Raw genomic sequence first — 21340 nt, 5'->3', positions numbered from 1 at the left:
CGCCGCTTACCTCGGCAGCGCCTGGTACGCGTCAACAGCCTTCTGCAGGCGGTCGAGCGCAGCACCGTAGCTGGTGAAGTCACCGCTCTGTTGCGCCGACTTCAATGCCGCCATTGCCGAATTGACCTCGGCCAGCGCCTTCGTGACGTCATCCGAGGAAGCCGGCGGGGCCGGTGCCGTCGGAGTAGTCGGCGTTTCCGGTTGCGCTCCGGTATCCGGATCGGGTGCCGGCTGGGTGACAGTCGCTGCCGAACCTGCGCCCGGCCAAATCTGACTGATCGCCTCGGAGACGGTCGGTGCATAACCGATCCGAATGCCGTTGGTGTCGCTGAAGCTCACCAGCACACGCGCCAACTGAGGGAACGCGTTCTGCGAGTTTCGCTGCGAGTACAAAGGTTCGACGTAGAGGATTCCGCCCTCGGCAATCGGCAGAGTCAGCAGGTTTCCGTACTGAATCTTGTTCGACTGCTTGAGCAGTGACACTTCCGAAGCAACACGCGAATCCGACGTCATCGCAGACTGAGCCTGCTGTGGACCCTGAGTCTGCGTATCGGTCGGCAGCTGCAGCACTGTGAACTTGCCGTAGTTCTCCTTGTCGTTCGCCACCGAGATGTAGGCCGACAGCAACTCACGACTGAACCCGACCATCGGACTGGTCAGACGGAAATCCGCCTTCGCGGTGTCCTTGTCGCCCACCAGCACGTAGTACGGCGGCTGGTTGGCCGACGTGTCGATCGTCGGATCGCTCGGAACCGACCAGAACGCGTTGTTGGTGAAGAACTCACTCGGATCGTCGACGTGGTACTTCGCCAGCATCTCTCGCTGAACCTTGAACATGTCTTCCGGGTAGCGGAAGTGTGCCTGCAGGTCGTCCGAGATTTCGCTCTTCGGCTTCACCGTGTTCGGGAAGACTCCCATCCACGCCTTCAGAACCGGATCCTGCTCGTCGACCTGGTACAGCGTGACCGTGCCGTCGTAGGCGTCGACCGTGGCCTTCACGGAGTTGCGGATGTAGGAGAACTCCTGGCGCGGAATGAGGCGCCCGGTCGTCTGGTCGATACTGTCCTCGACCAACCCGTCGAGCGAACTGCGCTGCGCGTACGGGTAGTCCTGGGCGGTGGTGTAGCCGTCGATGATCCACTGCATCTTGCCGTCGACCACTGCCGGGTAGGCAGCGCCGTCGGTCGTCAGCCAAGGCGCGACCTCCTCGACCCTTTCCTTCGGATCACGCTTGAAGATGATCTTCGAGTTCGAGCCGATTGCACTCGAGAACAAGATGTTGCGCTCGGTGTACTTCGCCGCGAATGCAAGACGGTTGAACCAGTTGCCGATCGAGACACCACCCGAACCGGTGTAGGTGTACTTCGAGGTGTCGGTGTCGTACTCACGAGGTCCCTCGCCGTCGACGGAACCGACGATCGAGTAATCGGCGTCCGACTGGCTGATCACCTCGCCGTAGTACGACCGAGGATTGTCCACCTTGAGGTTCTCGTTCTCGGGCGTGGTCGTCAGGTCGCTGACCGAGTAGATCGGGTAACCACCGGTGTTGTTCTGACTGTCGCCCTGCACGGCCGTGACTTCGTTCGCCTGGGCCGCAACGAAACCGTTGCCGTGCGTGTAGACCGTGTGCTTGTTGATCCAGTCCGTCTGGTTCCCGGAAAGGTTGTTCGGCGACAGCTCACGCGCTGCGACAACGAAGTCGCGCAGCTGGCCGTCCTGTTCGTAGCGGTCGACGTTGAGCGTCTGCGGGAACCCGTAGAAGTTCTTGAGCTGACGCTGAGCGGTGAACGTCGGCGACAGGATCGTCGGATCCAGCAGTCGGGTATTCGCGATCGTGGTCCGGTCGGCCGGAACGTCCTGGGGCTGCTTGGTGCCAACTCCCGGATAGTCGACGTAGTCGACGTTTTCTTCCGTGATCCCGTACGCCTGACGGGTCGCTTCGATGTTTCGTTCGATGTACGTGCTCTCCTTCTGCGCCGCATTGGGCTTGACGGAGAACTGCTCGACGATCATCGGGTAGACCGCACCGACGAGCACCGACGAAAGAACCAGTAGAGCGACTGCCATGGCCGGTATCCGAAGATCCCGCGTGAAGATCGAGGCGAAGAACGCCAAGGCGCAGATGACCGCAATGGACAACAGAATCAGCTTCGCCGGCAGAACCGCATTGATGTCGGTGAAGCCCGGACCGGTGAACGTCGGTTCCTTACGACTACTCGACATCAACGAGTACCGATCGAACCAGTACGCCACCGCCTTGAGGAGCACGAAGGTGCCGGCGATGACAGCCAGTTGAACACGTGCGGCAGTCGTGAATGTGCCAGCGCGCCCGGCCAACTTGATCCCACCGAAAACGTAGTGGGTAACCAGGTTTGCCACGAAGGCAAGCAGAATCGAGACGAACAACCAGTTCAGAACGAAGCGGTAGAACGGCAGATCGAACGTGTAGAAGCCGACGTCCAAGTTGAACTGAGGATCGGTGATGCCGAACGGCTGACCGTTGAGGAACAACTGGATCGTGACCCAGTTGGCCTGCGCGATGAGACCGGAGAGAATGCCGATCGCGACCGGAATGATCACGCCGAACAGACGAAGTCGCGACATGACGGTCGTGCGGTAGCGCGCGATCGGATCATTGGGTCCGGAGACCGGAACGAACACCGGACGTGCGCGGTACGCGAGAACCATCGCGAGCCACACGATGGCTCCGACGACAATTCCGACCACGAGGAAGAGCACGAATCGCGTCAGCAGAACCTTGGTGAAGACACCGCGGTAGCCGACTTCTCCGAACCACAACCAGTCCGTGTACATGCCGATCAGTCGCGGCCCCACGAGCAGCAAGGCCGCCACTACGACAGCCACCACCAACAAGATTCGACTGCGTCTGGACAGAGAGGGTAAACCTGCGGGGGGCCGCATGCCCACGTGCCACGCTCCAAGATTTGGCGACGCCGTGGCGTCGCAACCGATTGCATCGATCACTGCGGCCACGCCCGAGTGGACTTGGCCGTTTCCGACCACTCTACGTAACAACGGTCACGGGTTGACAACACGGAGAGCAGGGAGCCGGACAGAAGGTGGGAGGATGAACGTGTGAGTGAAGAGAATATGAGCAGATCACCGAGTGCCCTCGCCCGGTGCGTTCATGAAGTTGTCGACCACATCGACGCCGAAGGCTGGGATCAACCGCCGAAGCTGTACGCGTTGGTGCCTACCGAAATGCTCGCCGCGGCCGAACCCGGACTGCTCGACCAACTCGCCGAGGGCGCCGAATACACACCGATCGAACAGGAATCGCTTCCCGAGGACATCATCGGCGGTTCACGGGCACTCGACGAGTTCCTGGCAACGACGCATTGGCCCGAGTCGGTGCAGGGTTGCATCCTGGTTCAGGAGATCGTCGTCCTGCCGCCCGAGGCGGAATCGGATCTCGATCACGCCACGGCGCCGGTATTGACCGATCAACATGCTGCCGACGAGGTCGCGCGACTGACGGCCAACGCGCATCCCGATCGACGCGAGGCTCGACTGTTCGTCGGCGTGCTCCGTGACGGTCCTTCGCTGTCGCTTCTGCAGATGCGTCCCGACGAAGATGCGGATCCGTACGGCGACCTGGAACTGCTCACCTACGACGGTCTTGCACCTCACCTGGTTCACGCGTTGTACGCGACGCTCGACGAGGTCGAAGAAGACTGAAAGAAGAAGACTGACCGAGCCTGTCTTCGGCAAGGCAGGTTTCAGCAGCGGGGTGCGTCGCCGCCCGTGTTGAGGCTTTCGAGTGAGTCCACTGCGCCGGGCAGGTTGTCGACCTTGACGAGTCGAAGCCCGTCCGGCGCATTCTGTTTCGCCTCGTCACAGTTCTGGGCCGGCACGAGGAAGGTCTCAGCACCGGCTTCGGAGGCGGCGATCAACTTGTACCTGATACCGCCGATCGGACCGACCTCGCCGTCGGAGTCGATGGTGCCCGTTCCGGCCACGAACTTTCCGCCGTTGAGCTCCCCTGGAGTCAGCTTGTCCACCAAGGCCAGTGTGAACATCAGTCCGGCAGAAGGACCGCCGATGTCGGCAAGGTTGAACTGCACGGTGAAGGGAACGTCCGGGACCTCGTTGGGCGTGACGCCGAGGTAACCCGATTCGGGCTTGTTGGGCCGCGCCCCGACGGTGACCGGCACAACGGTCTCCACACCCTCGCGAAGGACGGTGACGTCGATCGCGGTGCCTGGCGCGATCGCACCGACCGTGTCCTGAACGCCGGTGATGGTGGTTACCGGAGTGTCGCCGATCTTGACCAGGACATCGCCTTCTTGCAGGGCACCCGCAGCGGGGCCGTCCGGGGTCACCTTCGAGACAGTGAGTGCCACCGGCTTGCCGAGAAAGTGCAGTGCAGCCAACTCGGCACTGTCCTCGGACTGCTGGAAGTCGGCGGTGTTGGCCTGCTGAATCTCTTCCTTCGACTTCTCAGGCGGATAGATCTCCGAGCGAGGGACGAGTCCGTTGCTGCCACTCGCCCACAGTCCGAACGCTTCGAAGACGTTGAGGCCGTCGCGAACCGACACCGTTGTCATGTTGAGGTTGCCGTCGGTGGGATCGACCTCGGTCCCCTGGATGTCGACGACGGGCTTACCGTCGACGTCGCCGAGGGTGTTGAAGGTGGGGCCAGGGCCGAGTGCGACATAAGGAACAGTGACCATTGTTCCGACGACTCCCAACACGACGATGGGTGCGAGTGCGGCCAAGAGCGTCACTATCCGTCGATTCACCTGATCCAGAGTAAAGCGCGAAGGCGCCGGAGCACCGATCGCACCGCCTGAGCGCCGTGCGTGTTCGCCGTCAGCGTGACTCGGAGGGCGACTCCGACCGCTCGAGCCTTGTACCGTTGAGGTATGAGCAATATGCCGTTCGGCTTCTCCAACTCCGACGACGATCCCGATCGCGACAAGAACGCGGCGGGTGGCAATCCGTTCGGGGGTGGTGACACGCCGTTCGGGTTCGGCGCGGGCGGTGAGGGATTCGATCCGGCTCAGCTCGGCCAGATGCTCACCCAGTTCGGTCAGATGCTGAGCGGGATGGGTTCGTCGATGGGCCAGGGCGGTACTTCCGGTCCGGTGAACTACGACATCGCCAAGAAGCTGGCACGCCAACAGATCGGATCGGTTACACCGATCACCGAGGGCAATGTCAAGGCGATCGCCGACGCCGCACATCTGGCCGAGATGTGGCTGGACGCCGCAACGACGCTTCCGGCCGGAGCGAGCCGCACTCTCGCCTGGACTCCGAACGACTGGCTCGACAACACGATCGACACGTGGAAGCGACTCTGTGATCCGGTGGCCGAGAAGGTGGCGGGCATGTGGGTCCAGGGACTTCCCGCCGAAGCACAGCAGATGGCGGGCCCGATGCTGGGCATGCTCGGCCAGATGGGTGGACTCGCGTTCGGCTCGCAATTGGGCCAGGCGCTCGGCCAACTGTCCACCGAGGTGCTCTCCTCCACCGACATCGGCTTGCCCCTCGGACCAGAGGGCACCGCGGCCCTTCTCCCCGCTGCGGTTCAGGCGTTCAGTGAGGGTCTCGAACAGCCGCATCAGGAAGTTCTGGTGTTCCTCGCCGCGCGGGAAGCAGCTCATCAGCGCCTTTACAGTCACGTTCCGTGGCTGCGACAGCGCGTTCTCGCCACAGTCGAGGAATACGCCCGCGGGATCACGATGGACTTCTCGGCGATGGAAGAATTTGCCAAGGACCTCGACCCGTCCGCTCTCACCGATCCGAGCAAGCTCGAAGCACTGATGCAGCAGGGCACGTTCGAGCCGCAGAACACCCCGGAGCAGAAAGCCGCTCTCGAACGGCTCGAGACTCTGCTCGCGCTGGTCGAGGGTTGGGTGGAGACGGTCGTCACCGCCGCACTCGGCGAGCGACTGCCTGGTGTTGCCGCGATGAGCGAGACGTTGCGGCGTCGCCGTGCCACCGGCGGCCCCGCCGAACAGACCTTTGCGACGCTGGTCGGACTCGAACTTCGTCCTCGCAAGGTCCGTGAAGCGGCCGGGTTGTGGCAGAAGCTCACCGCGGAAGCCGGTATGGACACTCGTGACGGCGTCTGGTCACATCCCGACCTCATGCCCGATTCGAGCGATCTCGACGCACCGGACGGATTTGTCGCCCGGGTCCTCGGCGGCGGCGAAGCCGGCAATTTCGACGACCCGATCGCCCAGCTCGAAGCCGTCGAGGCAAAAGAGCGTGCGGCCGAGGCAGCGATGGACAAGACCCGCGAGGACGACGAAGAGAAATAATTCCTTCTCGACACATTTTCGCAGTTCAGCCATGCTGACGTCCTGTGGATAACTGTCACTGACGCGGACTCGCCGACGGCCCGCCGTGCCAGCATCGAACGATGACCGGTGACACGCAAGACGACACCACACAGAACAGCACGTCACAGCGATCCGCGGGACCCCGATGGGACCCGCGGATCGCTGTTCTGTCGCGCCCGGACGGTCGGCTGCAGCTGGGATGGACACCCGGACGTGCCGTCCTGCTGACGCTGCCTGTCGGGGTCGATGCGCGCGCGGTGAAGTCGATCCTCCGCAAAATGGACGGCTCCAGATCCCGCGCGACCATCCTGTGGGAAGCATCGACGCGCGGGATTTCGACGTCGGTGACGGAGAAGTTGCTCGAGCAACTCACCGATTCCGGATTCGTCCACACTGCCGCCAGGAGGACCGTGTCCGTCCGGATCCACGGTGTCGGTCCACTCTCGGACGCCGTCGAGCGCGCCCTGGTCACCGGCGGGGTAAGCACGCGTCGCTCGCGCGGGTATCGCAACACCGACGTCGTGCGCACGTGGAACGAACAACTGGTGGTCCTGGCCGACGACGTTGTCACTGATCCTCGCCTGGTCAGCGATCTCGTTCGCTGCGGACTCCCCCACCTTTCAGTCCGCATCCGCGACGGCAACGGCGTGATCGGTCCTCTTGTCGTGCCGGGCCAGTCGAGTTGCCTGCGATGCGCCGACATCATCCGATCCGAACTCGACCCTCATTGGCTTCATCTGTCCGCGCAGCTACTCGGCAGCGCCGGCCACGCGGAATCGGCGATGATCCATGCAAGTGTCGCGCTGGCCCTGGCCGAGATCGACTCCGCATTATCCGAGACAGCGGCGACGCATGCGGCGAGTCTGTCGTCGACGCTCGAGATCGCGCTCCGTCCGTATCGGATCACAACCAGGCGCTGGCCTCGGCAAATATCTTGCAGTTGCCAATACCTGGCACCTGTTTCGGGCAAAGGACGCCCCAGTCAGACATGATGGTGTGGTGTCCGAGATCCCACGCAAGAGTTCTGCCCGTACTGCCAAACTCGCGAGCATCCCCCTGGGGATGGCCGGTCGCGCCGCCATGGGCTTCGGACGCAAGCTCGCCGGCGGCGACAAAGGCGAGATCGACGCGCAGTTGAGCGCGAAGGCCGCCGAGCAACTGTTCGCGGTGCTGGGCGAACTCAAGGGCGGCGCGATGAAGCTGGGCCAAGCGCTCAGCGTCATGGAGGCGGCGATTCCGGAGGAATTCGCGGAGCCGTACCGCGAGTCGCTGAACAAGCTCCAAGCCGCCGCCCCGCCGCTGCCGACCAAGCAAGTACACAAGATGCTCGATCAGCAACTCGGAACCAAATGGCGCGACCGATTCCAGTCGTTCGACGACGAACCGACCGCGTCGGCAAGCATCGGGCAGGTTCACCGTGCGGTCTGGGCGGACGGCCGCGACGTGGCCGTGAAAGTTCAGTACCCCGGCGCCGACGAAGCTCTACGCGCCGACCTCAAGACCTTGGGCAGATTTGCCGGTCTCTTCGGTTCGGTCATGCCCGGTGTCGATGTGCGCCCCGTGATCGAGGAGTTCACCGCGCGCACCGAGGAAGAACTCGACTATCGGATCGAGGCGAACAATCAGCGAGCTTTTGCAAAAGAATTCGACGGCGATCCCCAATTCGTGATCCCGCACGTCGTGGCGAGCGCGCCGAAAGTGGTCGTGACCGAATGGATGACGGCAACCCCGTTGACCAGAATCATCGAAAGTGGAACGCCGGAGCAGCGCAATGCTGCCGGTGCACTACTCGCCGAATTCCACTTCGCGTCTCCGGCCCGTGTCGGCTTGCTCCACTGCGACCCGCACCCCGGCAATTTCATGCTTCTCGCGGACGGCCGACTCGGCGTCATCGACTTCGGTGCGGCTGCGCCGTTCCCGAACGGACTGCCACGGGTTCTCGGCACGATGGTGCGCTTGGCTGTCGAGGAACAATTCGACGAATTGACGGAGTTGTTGCGCGCCAACGGTTTCGTGATTCCCGGACGCACGGTAACCGACAAGGAGATCGCGGATTACCTGCGACCCTTCACCGACCCGATCCAGACCGAGTCATTTCACTTCACTCGGTCGTGGCTGCAAAAGGCCGCCGGAACCGCCACTGACTTCAACAGTGCGCAGTTCCGAACGGCCCGTGCACTCAACCTTCCGGCCGAGTATTTGATGATCTTCCGAGTTCTTCTCGGTTCGGTCGGCATATGCGCCCAGTTGGACGCATATGCCCCGTACATGGAAATCCTGACTCGTTGGTTGCCAGGGTTCGCGGAGCCAGTTCTTGATGACACCGGCTCCGCCGACTAGAGCCCTCACGCGCACACGAGTTGCTTGCGTGGGCGCCCCCTCGGTCTCTTGCGCGCTATGACGGCCCCCTGATCGAGGATCTCGCCTCCCCACACCCCCCACGGCTCGGCGCGGTCGAGAGCCGCACTGAGACAACGGGAACGGATGGGGCACTGCGCGCACAGTGCCTTCGCCTGCTCGAGTTCGGCCGGAGCTTCGGCGAACCAGAGATCGGGGTTGGATGCCCGGCACGGCAGGTCGCGGCGGGTGGACGCGACCTCGATGAACGTGACTGCAGCCGAAGTGACGTCGGTGGAAGTTACTGCAGTGGTGGAGTTTTCGGATTCCACGCGGATTGTCTGGGCAGACAACTCGGTCTCCTAGTGCTCGGATGCGAAACTGTGTCGCACGATATGGGTTCGATGGGTGCGAACCTGAGCCGAGTCGGAAACCGGATGAAGAGGGGTATCCAACACAAAGGCCACGGTCCGCAGGGGCTGCGGGTCCGTGGCCGTAAGTGAACGGATGTGTCCTACCGAGAAATACCTCGATGGCTTAAGAACACGGACTCGACAGCTGCTTTCTTTGCTGCTGCTTGAGGGCGCAGGCGGAACGCATGCTGCGCCCATCCCGCTGCACGCGGCAGCATGGGGGCGGCAACAGCGAACTTTGCGCTTGCGCACGCTTCATACGAGATCAAGTTCGTCATTTATTTGCCACCTCCATTTCGTGTCGGTCCGGATAGTTTCTGCGCACAGGTTGCCCCGTAACACTGAAAACCAGAGTAGAGAATCCGTCGAATCTGCACAACCTATTTTTGACCTGCGGTTATGTAACTCACCGTTGTCGATTCGGATGCATTTCAGATATCGAGTGTTGCCGCACGCAGTTCGCCGCGAATGACAGCTAGTACGTCTTCCCCGAAGTTGTCGAGTTTCTTCGGCCCGATTCCAGGGATCGAAACCAGCCCACGATTGTCTTGTGGTCGTTGTTCGGCAATAGCCATCAGTGTGTTGTCACTGAAGACGACATAGGCCGGAACTTTGAGTTCTCGGGACTTGTCCAGACGCCAGGCCTTGAGGTGCTCGAGCAATTCCAGGTCGACATTGGACGGGCATTTTTCGCAGCGCCCGAGCATTGTCGCCGACGTCCCGATCAACGGTTTGCCGCAGACGCGGCAGCGCGGACGCTTCTTGTTCCCCGACGACGGCGCGGCAACGCGCGAAGCCGGTGAGTCCTCGGGGATGAGCCCGTTGAGGAACCTCGACCGGCGACGGGACTTGCGTCCCCCCTCATTGCGAGCCAATGCCCAAGACAGCTGCAGATGCTCGCGGGCGCGGGTAACACCCACGTACAGAAGCCGACGCTCCTCCTCCACCGCGACGTCGTCGGCGCCCGAATTGGCGTCGCCGAGAACGTGTTGGATCGGCAGGGTGCCGTCGTTGAGGCCGACCAGGAACACCGCATCCCATTCGAGCCCCTTGGCCGCGTGAAGCGAAGCCAACGTCACGCCCTGCACGGTCGGTGGGTGCCGCGCCTCGGCTCGGGCTGTTAGCTCCTGTAGAAGCCCGGTGAGCGACAGTTCGGGTTCGTGGACGAGTTGTTCTTCGGTCAGCGCCACGAGAGCCGAGAGCGACGCCCAGCGCTCGCGGGCCTGCGTGCCCGAAGGTTCTTCGTTGGTCAGACCGAGTGGCGCGAGTACAGCGCGAACCAGTGAAACCAGCGCTTCGCCGTTGTCTGCGCCTTCGGGAAGGTCGTCTCGTCCGGCGGCCTGACGCAGCGCCGCCACTGCCTGACGGACCTCGGTGCGGGTGAAGAAGCCCTCTCCACCACGCACCTGGAACGGAATGCCGAGCTTGGTGAGTGCCTGCTCGTGCGCCTCCGACTGAGCATTGATCCGATACAGAACAGCGATCTCGGCCGCTGGAGTGCCTGCCGCGATCAGCCGTTTGATCGCCCGCGCAACGCCGAGCGCTTCGGCAGGCTCGTCGTCGAACTCCATGAACTCCGGCTCAGGCCCCGGAGCGCGTTGCCCGATCAACTGAAGACGCGTCCCGGCGATCCGTCCGCGCGCTGCACCGATCACGCGGTTCGCCAACGACACGACCTCAGGGGTGGAGCGGTAGTCCCGTTCAAGCCGGACGACGGTCGCTTCGGGGAATTTCCGCGAGAAGTCCAACAGATAGTTCGGGGTGGCGCCGGTGAAGGAGTAGATGGTCTGATTCGCATCGCCCACCACGGTCAGGTCGTCGCGGTCGCCGAGCCAGGCGTCGAGCACACGCTGTTGCAGCGGGGTGACGTCCTGATACTCGTCGACCACGAAGCAGCGGTACCGCTCGCGGAACTCGTCGGCAACCGTCGAATGCTCTTCGAGCGCAGCCGCGGTGTGAAGTAGGAGATCGTCGAAATCGAGGAGCATTCCGTCCTGGCCACGTGCCTTCAGCTCTTCGTATGCCGCGTAGACCTGCGCAACCTTGGTGGCATCGACCGGCGCCTCGCGACGAATCTTGGCTATCGCGCGTGGGTAGTCCTCGGGCGCGATCAGTGAGGCCTTGGACCACTCGATTTCGCTGGCGAGGTCGCGCACGCTTTCCGTACTGGTGGACAACCCGACACGAGCGGCGGCACTGCTGACAACCGCGAACTTCCGATCGAGCAGACGCCACGGGGTGTCACCGATCACCTGCGGCCAGAAGTACTTGAGTTGACGAAGAGCGGCTGCGTGGAAGGTGCGAGCCTGTACCTGCGGCCCACTTCCACCAACCCCCAGCTCACGAAGCCGTCCACGCATTTCGCCGGCCGCTCGCGCTGTGAATGTCACGGCAAGCACCTGGCCGGCGGAGACATGACCGTCGGCAACCAGATGCGCGATCCGGCGGGTAATGGTGCGGGTTTTGCCTGTTCCAGCGCCCGCGAGGACACATACCGGGCCGCGTGGCGCGAGCACGGCGGCCGATTGTTCTGGATCCAGTCCGGTGTCCGCAGGCATGGGGACCATCATGGCAGGACGTTCCGACACGCCATTCGCCGCGCCCGACGGTATGTGGGCAAGAGAACACGGGCCGATACGGAACAACGCTCTCGGTCGTGGTGTTATATCGGCCGTGACTTCTACCGAAAATGCGCCTGCCCTGACCATCTACTCGACCACGTGGTGTGGCTACTGCCGCCGCCTCAAGACGCAGCTCAACGCGTCGGGGATCGAGTACACCGAGATCGACATCGAGAACGATCCGGCAGCAGCCGATTTCGTCGGCAGCGTCAACGGTGGAAATCACGTCGTTCCGACCGTGAAGTACGGCGACGGCAGCGTCGCGACCAACCCGTCGCTCAACCAGGTCAAGCAGGCCCTGGGTCTTTAGAGCCTTTCAGGCAGCTGTCTGACCCAGCACTTATTTGACCCAGCTCTCGAGCATTCCGCGAGCGATGGAGATCGAGCCGGGCAGCAGCAGTGGCGCGTCCGCTTCCGAACCCCAGTCGCCGAGTTCGAGAGCGGCACGCACCTCGTCCTTCGTGAACCAGGTGCCCTCGGCGATCTCGCCGTCCGCGAACAGAAGCGGAGCGGCGGGGTCGCCGATTGCGGCGAAGCCCAACATCACCGAGCGAGGGAACGGCCAAGGCTGGCTTCCGAGGTATCGAACGCTGTGCACGTCGATGCCGACTTCTTCCTTGATCTCGCGGACAACGCACGTTTCGAGCGACTCCCCGGCCTCGACGAATCCCGCGAGAATCGAGAAACGTCGCTGCGGCCAGGTCGGCTGACGAGCGAGTAGAACTCGATCGCCGCCGTCGTGCACCAGGCAGATGACCGCCGGATCCGTTCGGGGAAACTCCTCGTGGCCGGTGGACGTGGAAATGCGTGACCAGCCGGACATGGTGGGTTCACTCGGTGCGCCGTCGATAGCGCTGAATCCGGCACTGTCGTGCCAGTTGAGAATCGCGACGGCACCGGTCAACAAACCGGCGTCGGCGTCGTCGAGTGTTCCGCCGAGCATGCGCAACTCGGACAACGTGCCCGCCAGCAGCGACACCCGCACCGCCCAGACGTGGCGATTCTCCCGAATTCCCAGGAACACTGCACCGCGCACCGGTTCCGGACCCAGTTCGGTTGCCTCGGCGAAGACCAACTGACCTTCCGGCGAGACTTTGACCTGACCCCGTGAATTCACACGGAGGAGCAGCGCGTCCGCCCAACCCGTGGTCAGTGCGGCGGCATCCGACCGCAATTCCTCGGCGCGGCCGACGCTCGAGCGTGAGAGCAGCGGTGTTTCGGTCAGCTGGAAGTCGTTCACGCTCACGACATTACTGCGCGCACGAAGCTCGGCAGCACTCAGTTCGTGACGCGGCGGATGTAGAGCAGGCGATCGTTCTCCTCGACGGCGTCCACCTCGGGCGAACCGACGCGAACCAGACGGCCGTCGCGAACTACCCCGAGCACGATGTCGGAGAGATGACGCGGAGAGCCGCCGACCTCGTCACGTTCGACTGCGCGCTCGGCGATCGCGAATCCGGCTTCCGGGGTCAGAAGGTCTTCGATCATCTCCACGACAGTGGGCGTTGTGGTCGCGATGCCGAGGAGTCGACCTGCCGTCTCCGAGGACACGACCACCGAGTCTGCGCCGGACTGACGCAGAAGATGCGCGTTGTCGGCTTCACGGATGGCTGCGGCGATCTTGGCTTTCGGCGCGATTTCGCGGGCTGTCAGTGTCACGAGCACTGCGGTGTCGTCACGATTCGTGGCGACGATGATCGACGACGCATTCTGCGCACCTGCCAACCGAAGTACGTCCGATTTCGTCGCCGAACCGAACACCGTCACCAGGCCCTTGCTCGCCGCGGAGTCGAGGACTGTCTGATCGGTATCGACGACCACGATCTCCGACGCCGGTACACCGTCACCGAGCATTGCTTCGATTGCCGTCCGCCCCTTGGTCCCGTATCCGACGACGACGGTGTGATTACGCACGTGCTGCCTCCAACGCTGAATTTTGAACGCCTGACGCGAACTCTCGGTCAGAGCTGAAAGTGTGGTTCCGACCAACACGATCAAGAAGAAGATTCGAAGTGGCGTGATCAACAGGACGTTGACCAGGCGCGCCGACGGAGTGAACGGAGTGATATCGCCGTAGCCGGTGGTCGAGAGCGAAACCGTCGCATAGTAGATGCAGTCGAGCAGCGACAGCTCGTTGTCCTGTGCGTCTCGGTATCCGGCGCGATCGATGTAGACGATCAACACGGCTGCGCCGAGAGCACCCAACGCGATGAGAACTCGCTTGTAGATGGCCCGCGCCGGACTTGTCTGTAGCTGGGGAATGCGCAGCACCCCGACAAGGGCGAAGTCAGGCTGATCGGTCAATGCTTCCGACCTGGTCAAACGCGCCCGGAGCTTACCGGCCATACATCGACTCTCTCACTCGAACTTACGAAATACCTACACGGACATCGGCAGGCAGCGTAACCCTCGAAGATCGACTTCGGAACTCGGGCGCCGAATAGCGCGCGGGTCGTGGCGCCGGTAGTGGCAAGAAGGTCCACCGTGAGGCAGGCTGGGCAAATGCCTTTCACCGGTTCGACGTCCACTCCCAGCCAAGCGGCCGCTCTTCGTTTGTCGGCCCTCCTTCTCGGCGCCGGCACCATGCATTTTGCAGCGCCCTCGTTCTTCGACAGCACCGTTCCCCGCCAGCTTCCCGGACAGGCCCGCACCTACACCCAGGTGTCCGGCGTCGCGGAACTGGCGATCGGCGCTGCCTTGGCCGTGCCGAAGACCCGCAAGCTCGGCGCGGGCCTTGCCGCCGCGCTCTTTGTTGCCGTGTTCCCCGCCAACATCCAGATGGCGATCGACTGGTGCCGAAGCCCGAAGACGTCCACCCCGCAGAAGATCGGTTCGATCGCACGTCTCCCCCTGCAGGTTCCGCTGGTGACCGAAGCACTCAAGGCTCGTCGAAACGCAAGCTAATCTTGCGCGCCTGCCGTTCGGATGAGGCGAGCGAGAGCCTCACCGTCCGGCAGGTTCTCGGGTGCGATGGTGCGACCCGATCGAACGTAGTGAAACGCCGCCCGCACCTTGTCGGCCGGAAACTGTTCGTTGCGCCCCGCCGAACGAGCTCTCGCTGACATCAATTCGGCCCAGGCCACCCGATACGCGGCCAACTGCATCACAACAGCGTCCTCGTTGGCGGTCGACGGTTCGGCACCGGTCTTCCAGTCGATCACCGTCCATCCGCCGTCGGGATCGGCGAACACAGCGTCGATCCGACCTCGCAAAACCGTTCCGGCAATGGATGTTTCGAAAGGAACTTCCACTTCGATCGGGCTGCGATTGGCCCACGGGGACCGCAAGAACGCATCCTGAAGTTTCACCAGGTCGGTCTCGGGACCCGCGCCGGTATCCGCGGCGCCGGGTAGCTCGTCGAGATCCAACAGCCGAGTCGCACCGAACCTTCGCTCGATCCAGGCGTGAAAAGCGGTTCCGCGACGAGCCAACGGGTTGGGCGGATACGGCAGCGGACGACGTAGGCGAGCCGCCAGTTCATCCGGATCTGCCTTGAGGTCGACGAGCTGAGTCACCGAAAGCTGCGCCGGGAGAATCACTTCGGCACGCGCGTTTGCGCGGGCCTCGCGCTCGGCCAGGAGAACGTCGACGTCCGAGGCCCAGTTCTCCGGATCGTCCTCCGGTTCTTCCGCCTCTTCGCTGTCTTGCGGCAGCGAAGCGAGTGCGGACAGGACGCTCGCGGCTCCGGCCTCGACGGCGCCGCGCCGCGCACCCAGCGGATCCGGCGGCCACTGCGCCGTACGGGGAGTGGCGGCCAACGGGTTCTCGGTATCGGGTTCCGGTGCAGGCGCCCATTCCTCCACGACGCCGATCGCACCGCGTGAGTCTTCCTCATCGGCATCGTTGTCGGCCGTGACCATCTGATGCAGCTCGTCCAGGAACTCCGAAGGCCCCTTCGGTTCCGCACCGGATTCCGCCCAGTGATGCGCCGAGATGAACAGCGCCCGTTCGGTTCTGGTCAGCGCGACGTAGAACAACCGCCGGTCCTCGTCCAGTCGACGGTTGGACAAGGCCTTCTTGTGCGCCGTTATCGCGTTCTCGAGGTCCTTGCGGTTGTAGAGCTCCTCGAGGTCGAGCACCGGAACTCCGTCGGCCGAATCCGCGTCGACCGCCCGGTCACCACGTAACGACGGTGGCAGTTCGGCGAGCGCCCCGAGCCACGATCCGGACGCGGTGGACGAGGGGAACACCCCGTCGCTGACATGCGGGATCGCCACTACTTCCCATTCGAGCCCCTTCGCCGAGTGCACGGTCAGGATCTGGACCCGATCCGGCGCCACCTCCACTTCGCCTGGCGTGAGGCCCTTTTCGATCTGTTCGGCTGCCGCGAAGAAAGCCAGCATCCCGGTCAGATTGGCAGTTGGACGCGTCGCGTAGTTGGCGACAACGTCGGCGAATGCGTCGAGGTGCTCGCGGCCCGCGGTCCCGACGACGCCGACGCGGGTCCGCGCGCCCGCCTCGATTCCGATCCCGAGCACCCGCTCGACCTCCGCCACCAATTCGGTGAGCGGCTGGCCGATACGTTCGCGCAACGACGCCAACTCTGCCGCTATCGCGTTGATGCGTGTGTACCCGAGAGCCGAATAGCGTTCTGCCGGGCCTGGATCGGAGATCGAGTCGACCAATCCTGCTTGCTCGGCGTTCTCCCCGGGCAGAGCATCGTGGACCGCCGAGGTAAGCGCCTCGGCGTCGGTGACCGCACCCGCCGTTCCGTATCCCGCGGAGATGGCAAGTTCGCGGGAGCGTTGAGAGAGTGCGGCGAGATCCTTCGCGCCGATCTGCCATCGCGCGCCGGTGAGCAGCCGAACAGCTGCGCTTCCTGCAAGTGGATCGGCGACCACCCGGAGCATGGCGATCACGTCAGCAACCTCGGGTGTGTGCAGGAGCCCACCGAGCCCGACAACTTCGACCGGCAGACCTTTGGACCGCAAGGCCTCGGCCAGCGGAGCGGCATCGGCGTTCCGGCGGATCAACACCGCTGCCGTGGGCGTCGGGCGGTCTTCGGCACGTGCCGCCTCGTATTCTCCGGCGATCTTCTCCGCCACCCACTGACGTTCCTGTTCGACGTCTCCCAGCAACGCCAGTCGAACGTCTCCGGCGACGGCTCCGGGCCGCGCACGCAGGGTACTGACGGCCACGCCGCGTCGACGCAACGGTGCCGACGACAGGTTTGCCAGCTCGAGAGCCTCCGGCGGGTTACGCCAACTCGTGAGCAGTTCGAGCGTCGGAGCCGGTTTTCCGTTGGCAAGCGGGAAATCGGTTGCAAACCGGGGCAGGTTGGCCGCCGACGCGCCGCGCCAACCGTAGATCGACTGCATCGGATCGCCGACGGCCGTCAGCGCCAAACGGCCGTCGGCTCCCCCACCGAACAACGAGGACAACAACACTCGCTGAGCGTGACCGGTGTCCTGGTACTCGTCGAGAAGAACCACCCGAAAGCGCTCACGCTCGGTCTGCCCGACCTCGGGATGCTCGGCGGCGACCCGGGCAGACAGCGACATCTGGCTGCCGAAATCCAATGCGCCTTCACGCCGCAGCGTCTCACCCAGCCGGGCGACGAGAGGCAACAGTTCGATGCGCTTATGTTGCACATCAAGGTAATTCAACAGCTCCTTGCTCGGTCCACCCCGCTGTTTCGGGCCGGCGGGCAGAGTGTGAATCAGCTTGTCCAGCTCGGTGTGTGCCTCGAGCAACTGCTCGGGATCGACCAGGTGCTCCGCCAACTGACCGGCAAGGGCCAGAACGGTTTCGGTGATCGAACCCGGATTCTTGTCGGTGTCCAGATCACTGTCCCAGCCGCTCACGACGCGGTGCGCAACCTGCCACAGTTCGGTCTCGGACAATAACGTCGCCGAGGGTTCGATGGGCAACAGCAGTCCGTGTTCGGAGAGCAACCGTCCCGCGTAAGCATGGTAGGTACTGACTTCGGGTTCGCCGGCCAGAATCCGGGAACGCACTCCGCCGGTCGGGTCGAGTGCCCGCAGAACGTCCGAACCCGCCAGCCGCGCCAACCGCTTGCGGATTCGCGACGTGAGCTGTTGCGCCGCTTTGCGCGTGAAGGTCAGGCCGAGAACCGCCTCGGGGTCGACGAAGCCGTTGGCCACCAGCCACACGACGCGAGCAGCCATCGTCTCGGTCTTTCCGGCACCGGCGCCGGCGACCACCAATGTCGGACCGAGCGGTGCGGCGATCACTGCTGCCTGCTCGGGCGTCGGAGGGTGCTGACCGAGCGCGACCGCCAGGTCGACAGGGTCGATCTTCGGTCGGCGTGCCTTCTGCGTCGCGGCAGCCACTTAGTTACTCACCTGTCGTCCCTCGTCGTGTGCCGGGCAACTCGAACGCACCGGGCAATGTCTACATCCGTCGTTGACCCTGGCCAGATACTGCGGCCCTTGGGTCGCTGCCGCTGCGTTGTGAATGACGTCTCGCCACATCTCGACAGCTTCGGCCGTCAGCGGCGGCTGAACTCGCTGCGCCGCACCGTCTTTCTTGTTGGACTTGGCCACGAATACCAGGCGTGCACCGCCGGGTTGTGTGGCCGGTTCGCCGGCAATCGCACCTTCGGCCGCTGCGACCTGGTACGCCGCCAACTGCGCATGAGATTGCGCGGCCTCGTTGCTGACGGGGTTTCGCGCAGTCTTGACGTCGACAACCACCGGGCGACCTTCGGTATCGCGCTCGAGCCGGTCGATCCGGCCACGTAGCTTGACCGCAGGCGCTCCTTCTTCGCGCGGTTCGAGGACCCCCTCGACCGCGACCTCGACGCCGACTTCGGTCAGCTCACCGCGAGTTGCGTTCATCCAGGCCGTGAACGTCGCCAGCATCTCCCGAGTTCGATTGAGTTCACGGCGCGAGTACCACTGCGATCCCAGATCGATGGATTCCCAGGCATTTTCGAGTGCCTTCTCGACCTGATCCGGTGGAATCCGGCCGGCCAGTGCCTGCACCAAGGTATGGACCAGCGTACCGGCGATCGCATGAGTGTTGTCTCCGTCGCTGCCACCATGACGCTCGAACACCCATCGGAGAGGACATGTTTCGAGAAGCTCGATGGTGGACGGGGACAGCGAAACCGGTCCGTCCTCGGGCTGCCACATGGGAGCAGCGGTACTCGGCTCGGCTGTGCCGTACCACTGATCCGGATGCGCGCCTCGTACTCCGGCCGCAGCCAGACGCGCCAACTGGCGAGCAGCCCGAGAATGCTTCTCGGGGTCGAAATGCGCGATGTCGGGATCACACACCACGCTGCGAAGCTGTGCGACCAGTGCAGGCAGCGACAGAACCCGGGTATCCCCGGTCTCGGGTGCAACGACGTCGAGATCGGAGGACGGGTCGTCCGAGTACGCGTCACCACGGATCAATTCGTCCACGAACCGCGAAGGCACCAAGTCGGTGTCCCCCGAAGCCGATTCGACTGCGGTGATCAGCAGACGGCGACGAGCACGGCTACAGGCGACCAGGAACAACCTGCGTTCTTCGGCCAGAAGCGGCGCGGTTCGCGAGAGTCGTTCGGCAGCCGAGTCACTGCCGTCGGAGACTCCGTTGACCAGGTCGATAAGTGCTTCGGTACGCAGTAGCGAGCCGCGTGCCCGCAAACTCGGCCAGAGCCCCTCCTGCACACCCGCCACCGCCACAACCGCCCATTCGCGCCCCGCCGCGGCGTGAGCGCTGACCACGGTGACGGCGTCGGGAGCGATGACCGATCGGCTCCGCGAGTCGGTCGGTATCTCCTGGCTGGTCAAGTAGTCGACAAAACCGGAGAGTTGCGAACGCGGCAGCCGGTCGACGTAGTTGGCAGCCGCGTCGAAGAGTGCGACTACGGCATCGAGGTCTCGATCGGCTTGTGAGCCGATCGGTCCGCCGCGCGCCGACGCAGCCGCCCAGCGCCGTTCCAGCCCCGTCGCCTGCCAGGCCGCCCACAGAACTTCTTCGACCCCGAGACCACGCTCGAGAGGCACTCGGGCCTTGCGAAGGACCGACAGCACGCGATTGAGGGCCGCAGCTTCGACGTCTGTCAGCTTGCCCATCAGGCGCTTGGACTGCGCACGATCCTCGTCGATCAGTATGAGCCGCAACAACTCCGAGGAGTCCCGATCACTTCCCGATGCCAACTCGACTCGGCGCAGGCCACGACGCAACCGGCGCAGGGTGACCGGTTCGGCGCCGCCGATGGGACCGGCCATCAGGGCAAGCGCGTCCTCGCCGGTGAACTGATCGCCGCCGAGCGCCCGGAGGACCAGCAGCAGGCCGGACACTCCGTGTTGCCGCGCGAGCGGCAATTCGGTGGCTGCGGTCGTGACGGGCACCCCCGCCGCGAGCAGGGCTCGCCGGAGAGGGGCGAGAGTGCGCGGGACCGACCGCACGATGACGGCCATGTCGGACCACGCAATCCCGTCCAGCAGATGCGCCCGGCGCAAGGTATCTGCGACGACTGCCGCCTCTTTGGCCGTCGTACCGAGAACCCGCACCGACGCCCGTCCCGGATTCTCATCGGTGAGATCGGATGGAACCGCGATGCGATGAGCCAAGTTGCCAGGAAGCCGCGCAGCGATCTTGGCCGCGATCGACGCGACGTCGGCGTTGTTGCGATACGTGACGGGCAGAACGATCTGGCGCTCGTCTCCGCGCTCGGCCAGTCCGAGCAGGAACGCCGAATCCGCACCGCGGAATCCGAAGACGGACTGATCGGGATCACCGGCGATGACCGTGCCCGCAGTTCCGGTTCCGATCAACCGAACCAGTTGCGCCGCCTGCGGATCCAGATGTTGTGCGTCGTCGACAAGGAGGTGCCGGATCCGAGCGCGCTCGGAGCGAAGCAATTCGGGATCGGTGGCGAACGCGGTCAAGGCCGCACCGATCAACTCGGCCGCGTCGAGTGCCGGCGCCGTCGCCTCCGGAGCCTCGACACCGACACTGCCGCGCAGCAGCACGCCTTGCTCGTAGGCCTCGGCGAACCGCCCGGCCGCCACCCACTCCGGACGGCCACGCTTCTTGCCGAGCTTGACCAGATCTTCGGGGCCGAGCCCGCGCTCGTTGGCTCGCAGCATCAGATCTCGAAGTTCGACGGCAAAGCCGTTCAAACCCAATGCGGGTCGCAGGCGCTCCGGCCACCGGAGCGCACCGTCTTCGATGTCGCCGCGCAACATCTCGCGGAGCACCGAGTCCTGCTCGGCGCCGGTGATCAGGCGTGGCGGCGCGTTGCCGTGTGCTGCGGCTTGAAGCCGGAGAACGGCAAAGGCGTAAGAGTGAACGGTGCGTACCAGCGGCTCACGGGTTGCCTGCGGTCCGCGTTCCTGTTGGTACCCGAGCAACCCAGCGGTGATCTGCTCGCGGACCTGCGTCGCGGCTCGGCGTGACTGGGTGAGCACCAGGACCGATTCAGGATCTTCGCCACCCGAGATCTTCTGCACTGCCAGATCCACGAGAAGGGACGTCTTGCCGGTTCCGGGACTGCCGAGTACCTGCCAGGGATTCCAAGCCGCTGCCGAACCGAATGAAACAGGGCCGAACGCGAGCTGGAACGGATCCTCGGACGGCGGCGCGAAGAGCCGCGTCGTCCCTTCATCCCACGTTCGGGGTATCGGAGACGGCGCAGTTCGGTGCACCAACCGCGCCCGCGGAATGGTGACCTTGCTGCGTGTTGCCGTCTCACTCACCCAGG

At 64.0% G+C, this 21340-nt stretch carries 14 protein-coding genes; 6 read left to right on the top strand and 8 right to left on the bottom strand.

Features of this window, described 5'->3' with window-relative positions; translation table 11 throughout:
* Nucleotides 1-6: 6 nt before the first annotated feature.
* Entirely contained in the window at nt 7-2922 is a 2916-nt protein-coding gene (locus B0E55_RS12040; protein ID WP_241896055.1) for a UPF0182 family protein, read from the bottom strand.
* A 174-nt stretch (nt 2923-3096) separates the two neighbouring features.
* Here B0E55_RS12040 and B0E55_RS12035 point away from each other — a divergent pair, with 174 nt between their 5' ends.
* Nucleotides 3097-3699, top strand: a complete 603-nt coding sequence (locus tag B0E55_RS12035) for a PPA1309 family protein (protein WP_019747831.1) — start codon at nt 3097-3099, stop codon at nt 3697-3699.
* 41 nt (nt 3700-3740) lie between these two features.
* Here B0E55_RS12035 and B0E55_RS12030 read toward each other — a convergent pair whose 3' ends face one another.
* Entirely contained in the window at nt 3741-4763 is a 1023-nt protein-coding gene (locus B0E55_RS12030; RefSeq protein ID WP_042951437.1) for a YlbL family protein, read from the bottom strand.
* Between the two features lie 123 nt (nt 4764-4886).
* Here B0E55_RS12030 and B0E55_RS12025 point away from each other — a divergent pair, with 123 nt between their 5' ends.
* From B0E55_RS12025 to B0E55_RS12015, 3 genes are all read left to right on the top strand, one after another.
* Nucleotides 4887-6287 (top strand): zinc-dependent metalloprotease, encoded by a 1401-nt coding sequence (locus B0E55_RS12025; RefSeq protein ID WP_024487215.1) that lies wholly within the window; start codon nt 4887-4889, stop codon nt 6285-6287.
* A 101-nt stretch (nt 6288-6388) separates the two neighbouring features.
* Entirely contained in the window at nt 6389-7300 is a 912-nt protein-coding gene (locus B0E55_RS12020) for a hypothetical protein (protein ID WP_053062054.1), read from the top strand.
* Between the two features lie 4 nt (nt 7301-7304).
* The gene (locus B0E55_RS12015) at nt 7305-8648 is read left to right on the top strand and encodes an ABC1 kinase family protein (RefSeq protein ID WP_198538413.1); all 1344 of its coding nucleotides are present in this window, start codon (nt 7305-7307) and stop codon (nt 8646-8648) included.
* A 5-nt stretch (nt 8649-8653) separates the two neighbouring features.
* Here B0E55_RS12015 and B0E55_RS12010 read toward each other — a convergent pair whose 3' ends face one another.
* Together B0E55_RS12010 and B0E55_RS12005 are read right to left on the bottom strand one after the other, a co-directional pair.
* Complete coding sequence (locus tag B0E55_RS12010; protein ID WP_003942321.1) at nt 8654-8977, bottom strand: WhiB family transcriptional regulator; 324 nt, start codon at nt 8975-8977, stop codon at nt 8654-8656.
* A gap of 512 nt (nt 8978-9489) precedes the next feature.
* Nucleotides 9490-11628, bottom strand: a complete 2139-nt coding sequence (locus B0E55_RS12005) for an ATP-dependent DNA helicase UvrD2 (RefSeq protein WP_029537946.1) — start codon at nt 11626-11628, stop codon at nt 9490-9492.
* 103 nt (nt 11629-11731) lie between these two features.
* On the opposite strand from B0E55_RS12005, the gene B0E55_RS12000 reads away from it, so the two are divergent.
* Entirely contained in the window at nt 11732-11989 is a 258-nt protein-coding gene (locus B0E55_RS12000) for a mycoredoxin (protein WP_003942350.1), read from the top strand.
* 30 nt (nt 11990-12019) lie between these two features.
* Here B0E55_RS12000 and nudC read toward each other — a convergent pair whose 3' ends face one another.
* Both nudC and B0E55_RS11990 read right to left on the bottom strand, forming a co-directional pair.
* Nucleotides 12020-12919 carry an NAD(+) diphosphatase gene (gene nudC, locus B0E55_RS11995; RefSeq protein WP_007731249.1) on the bottom strand — a complete coding sequence of 300 codons (900 nt, stop codon included), beginning with the start codon at nt 12917-12919 and terminating at the stop codon, nt 12020-12022.
* Between the two features lie 38 nt (nt 12920-12957).
* A complete protein-coding gene (locus tag B0E55_RS11990; RefSeq protein WP_003942296.1) occupies nt 12958-14025 on the bottom strand; it encodes a potassium channel family protein in 1068 nt (355 codons plus the stop codon).
* Between the two features lie 156 nt (nt 14026-14181).
* On the opposite strand from B0E55_RS11990, the gene B0E55_RS11985 reads away from it, so the two are divergent.
* Nucleotides 14182-14583 carry a DoxX family protein gene (locus tag B0E55_RS11985; RefSeq protein WP_019747824.1) on the top strand — a complete coding sequence of 134 codons (402 nt, stop codon included), beginning with the start codon at nt 14182-14184 and terminating at the stop codon, nt 14581-14583.
* On the opposite strand, the gene B0E55_RS11980 is transcribed toward B0E55_RS11985, so the two are convergent.
* Nucleotides 14580-17972 (bottom strand): ATP-dependent helicase, encoded by a 3393-nt coding sequence (locus B0E55_RS11980; RefSeq protein WP_080909757.1) that lies wholly within the window; start codon nt 17970-17972, stop codon nt 14580-14582. The genes B0E55_RS11985 and B0E55_RS11980 overlap by 4 nt on opposite strands.
* Complete coding sequence (locus B0E55_RS11975; protein ID WP_080909756.1) at nt 17973-21335, bottom strand: ATP-dependent helicase; 3363 nt, start codon at nt 21333-21335, stop codon at nt 17973-17975.
* Between the last annotated feature and the right edge of the window lie 5 nt (nt 21336-21340).

This window comes from Rhodococcus sp. 66b (assembly GCF_002076325.1).
In the GTDB taxonomy this organism is placed as follows: domain Bacteria; phylum Actinomycetota; class Actinomycetes; order Mycobacteriales; family Mycobacteriaceae; genus Rhodococcus_F; species Rhodococcus_F erythropolis.
The sequence above is the reverse complement of the archived record's forward strand: the minus strand, read 5'-3'. Positions and strand labels throughout refer to the sequence as shown.

Coding starts and splice junctions, on each gene's coding strand:
- B0E55_RS11990 (WP_003942296.1), bottom strand. CDS start 14,025: ATGGCCGGTAAGCTCCGGGCGCGTTTGACCAGGTCGGAAGCATTGACC.
- B0E55_RS12040 (WP_241896055.1), bottom strand. CDS start 2,922: ATGCGGCCCCCCGCAGGTTTACCCTCTCTGTCCAGACGCAGTCGAATC.
- B0E55_RS12005 (WP_029537946.1), bottom strand. CDS start 11,628: ATGATGGTCCCCATGCCTGCGGACACCGGACTGGATCCAGAACAATCG.
- B0E55_RS12020 (WP_053062054.1), top strand. CDS start 6,389: ATGACCGGTGACACGCAAGACGACACCACACAGAACAGCACGTCACAG.
- B0E55_RS11985 (WP_019747824.1), top strand. CDS start 14,182: ATGCCTTTCACCGGTTCGACGTCCACTCCCAGCCAAGCGGCCGCTCTT.
- B0E55_RS12025 (WP_024487215.1), top strand. CDS start 4,887: ATGAGCAATATGCCGTTCGGCTTCTCCAACTCCGACGACGATCCCGAT.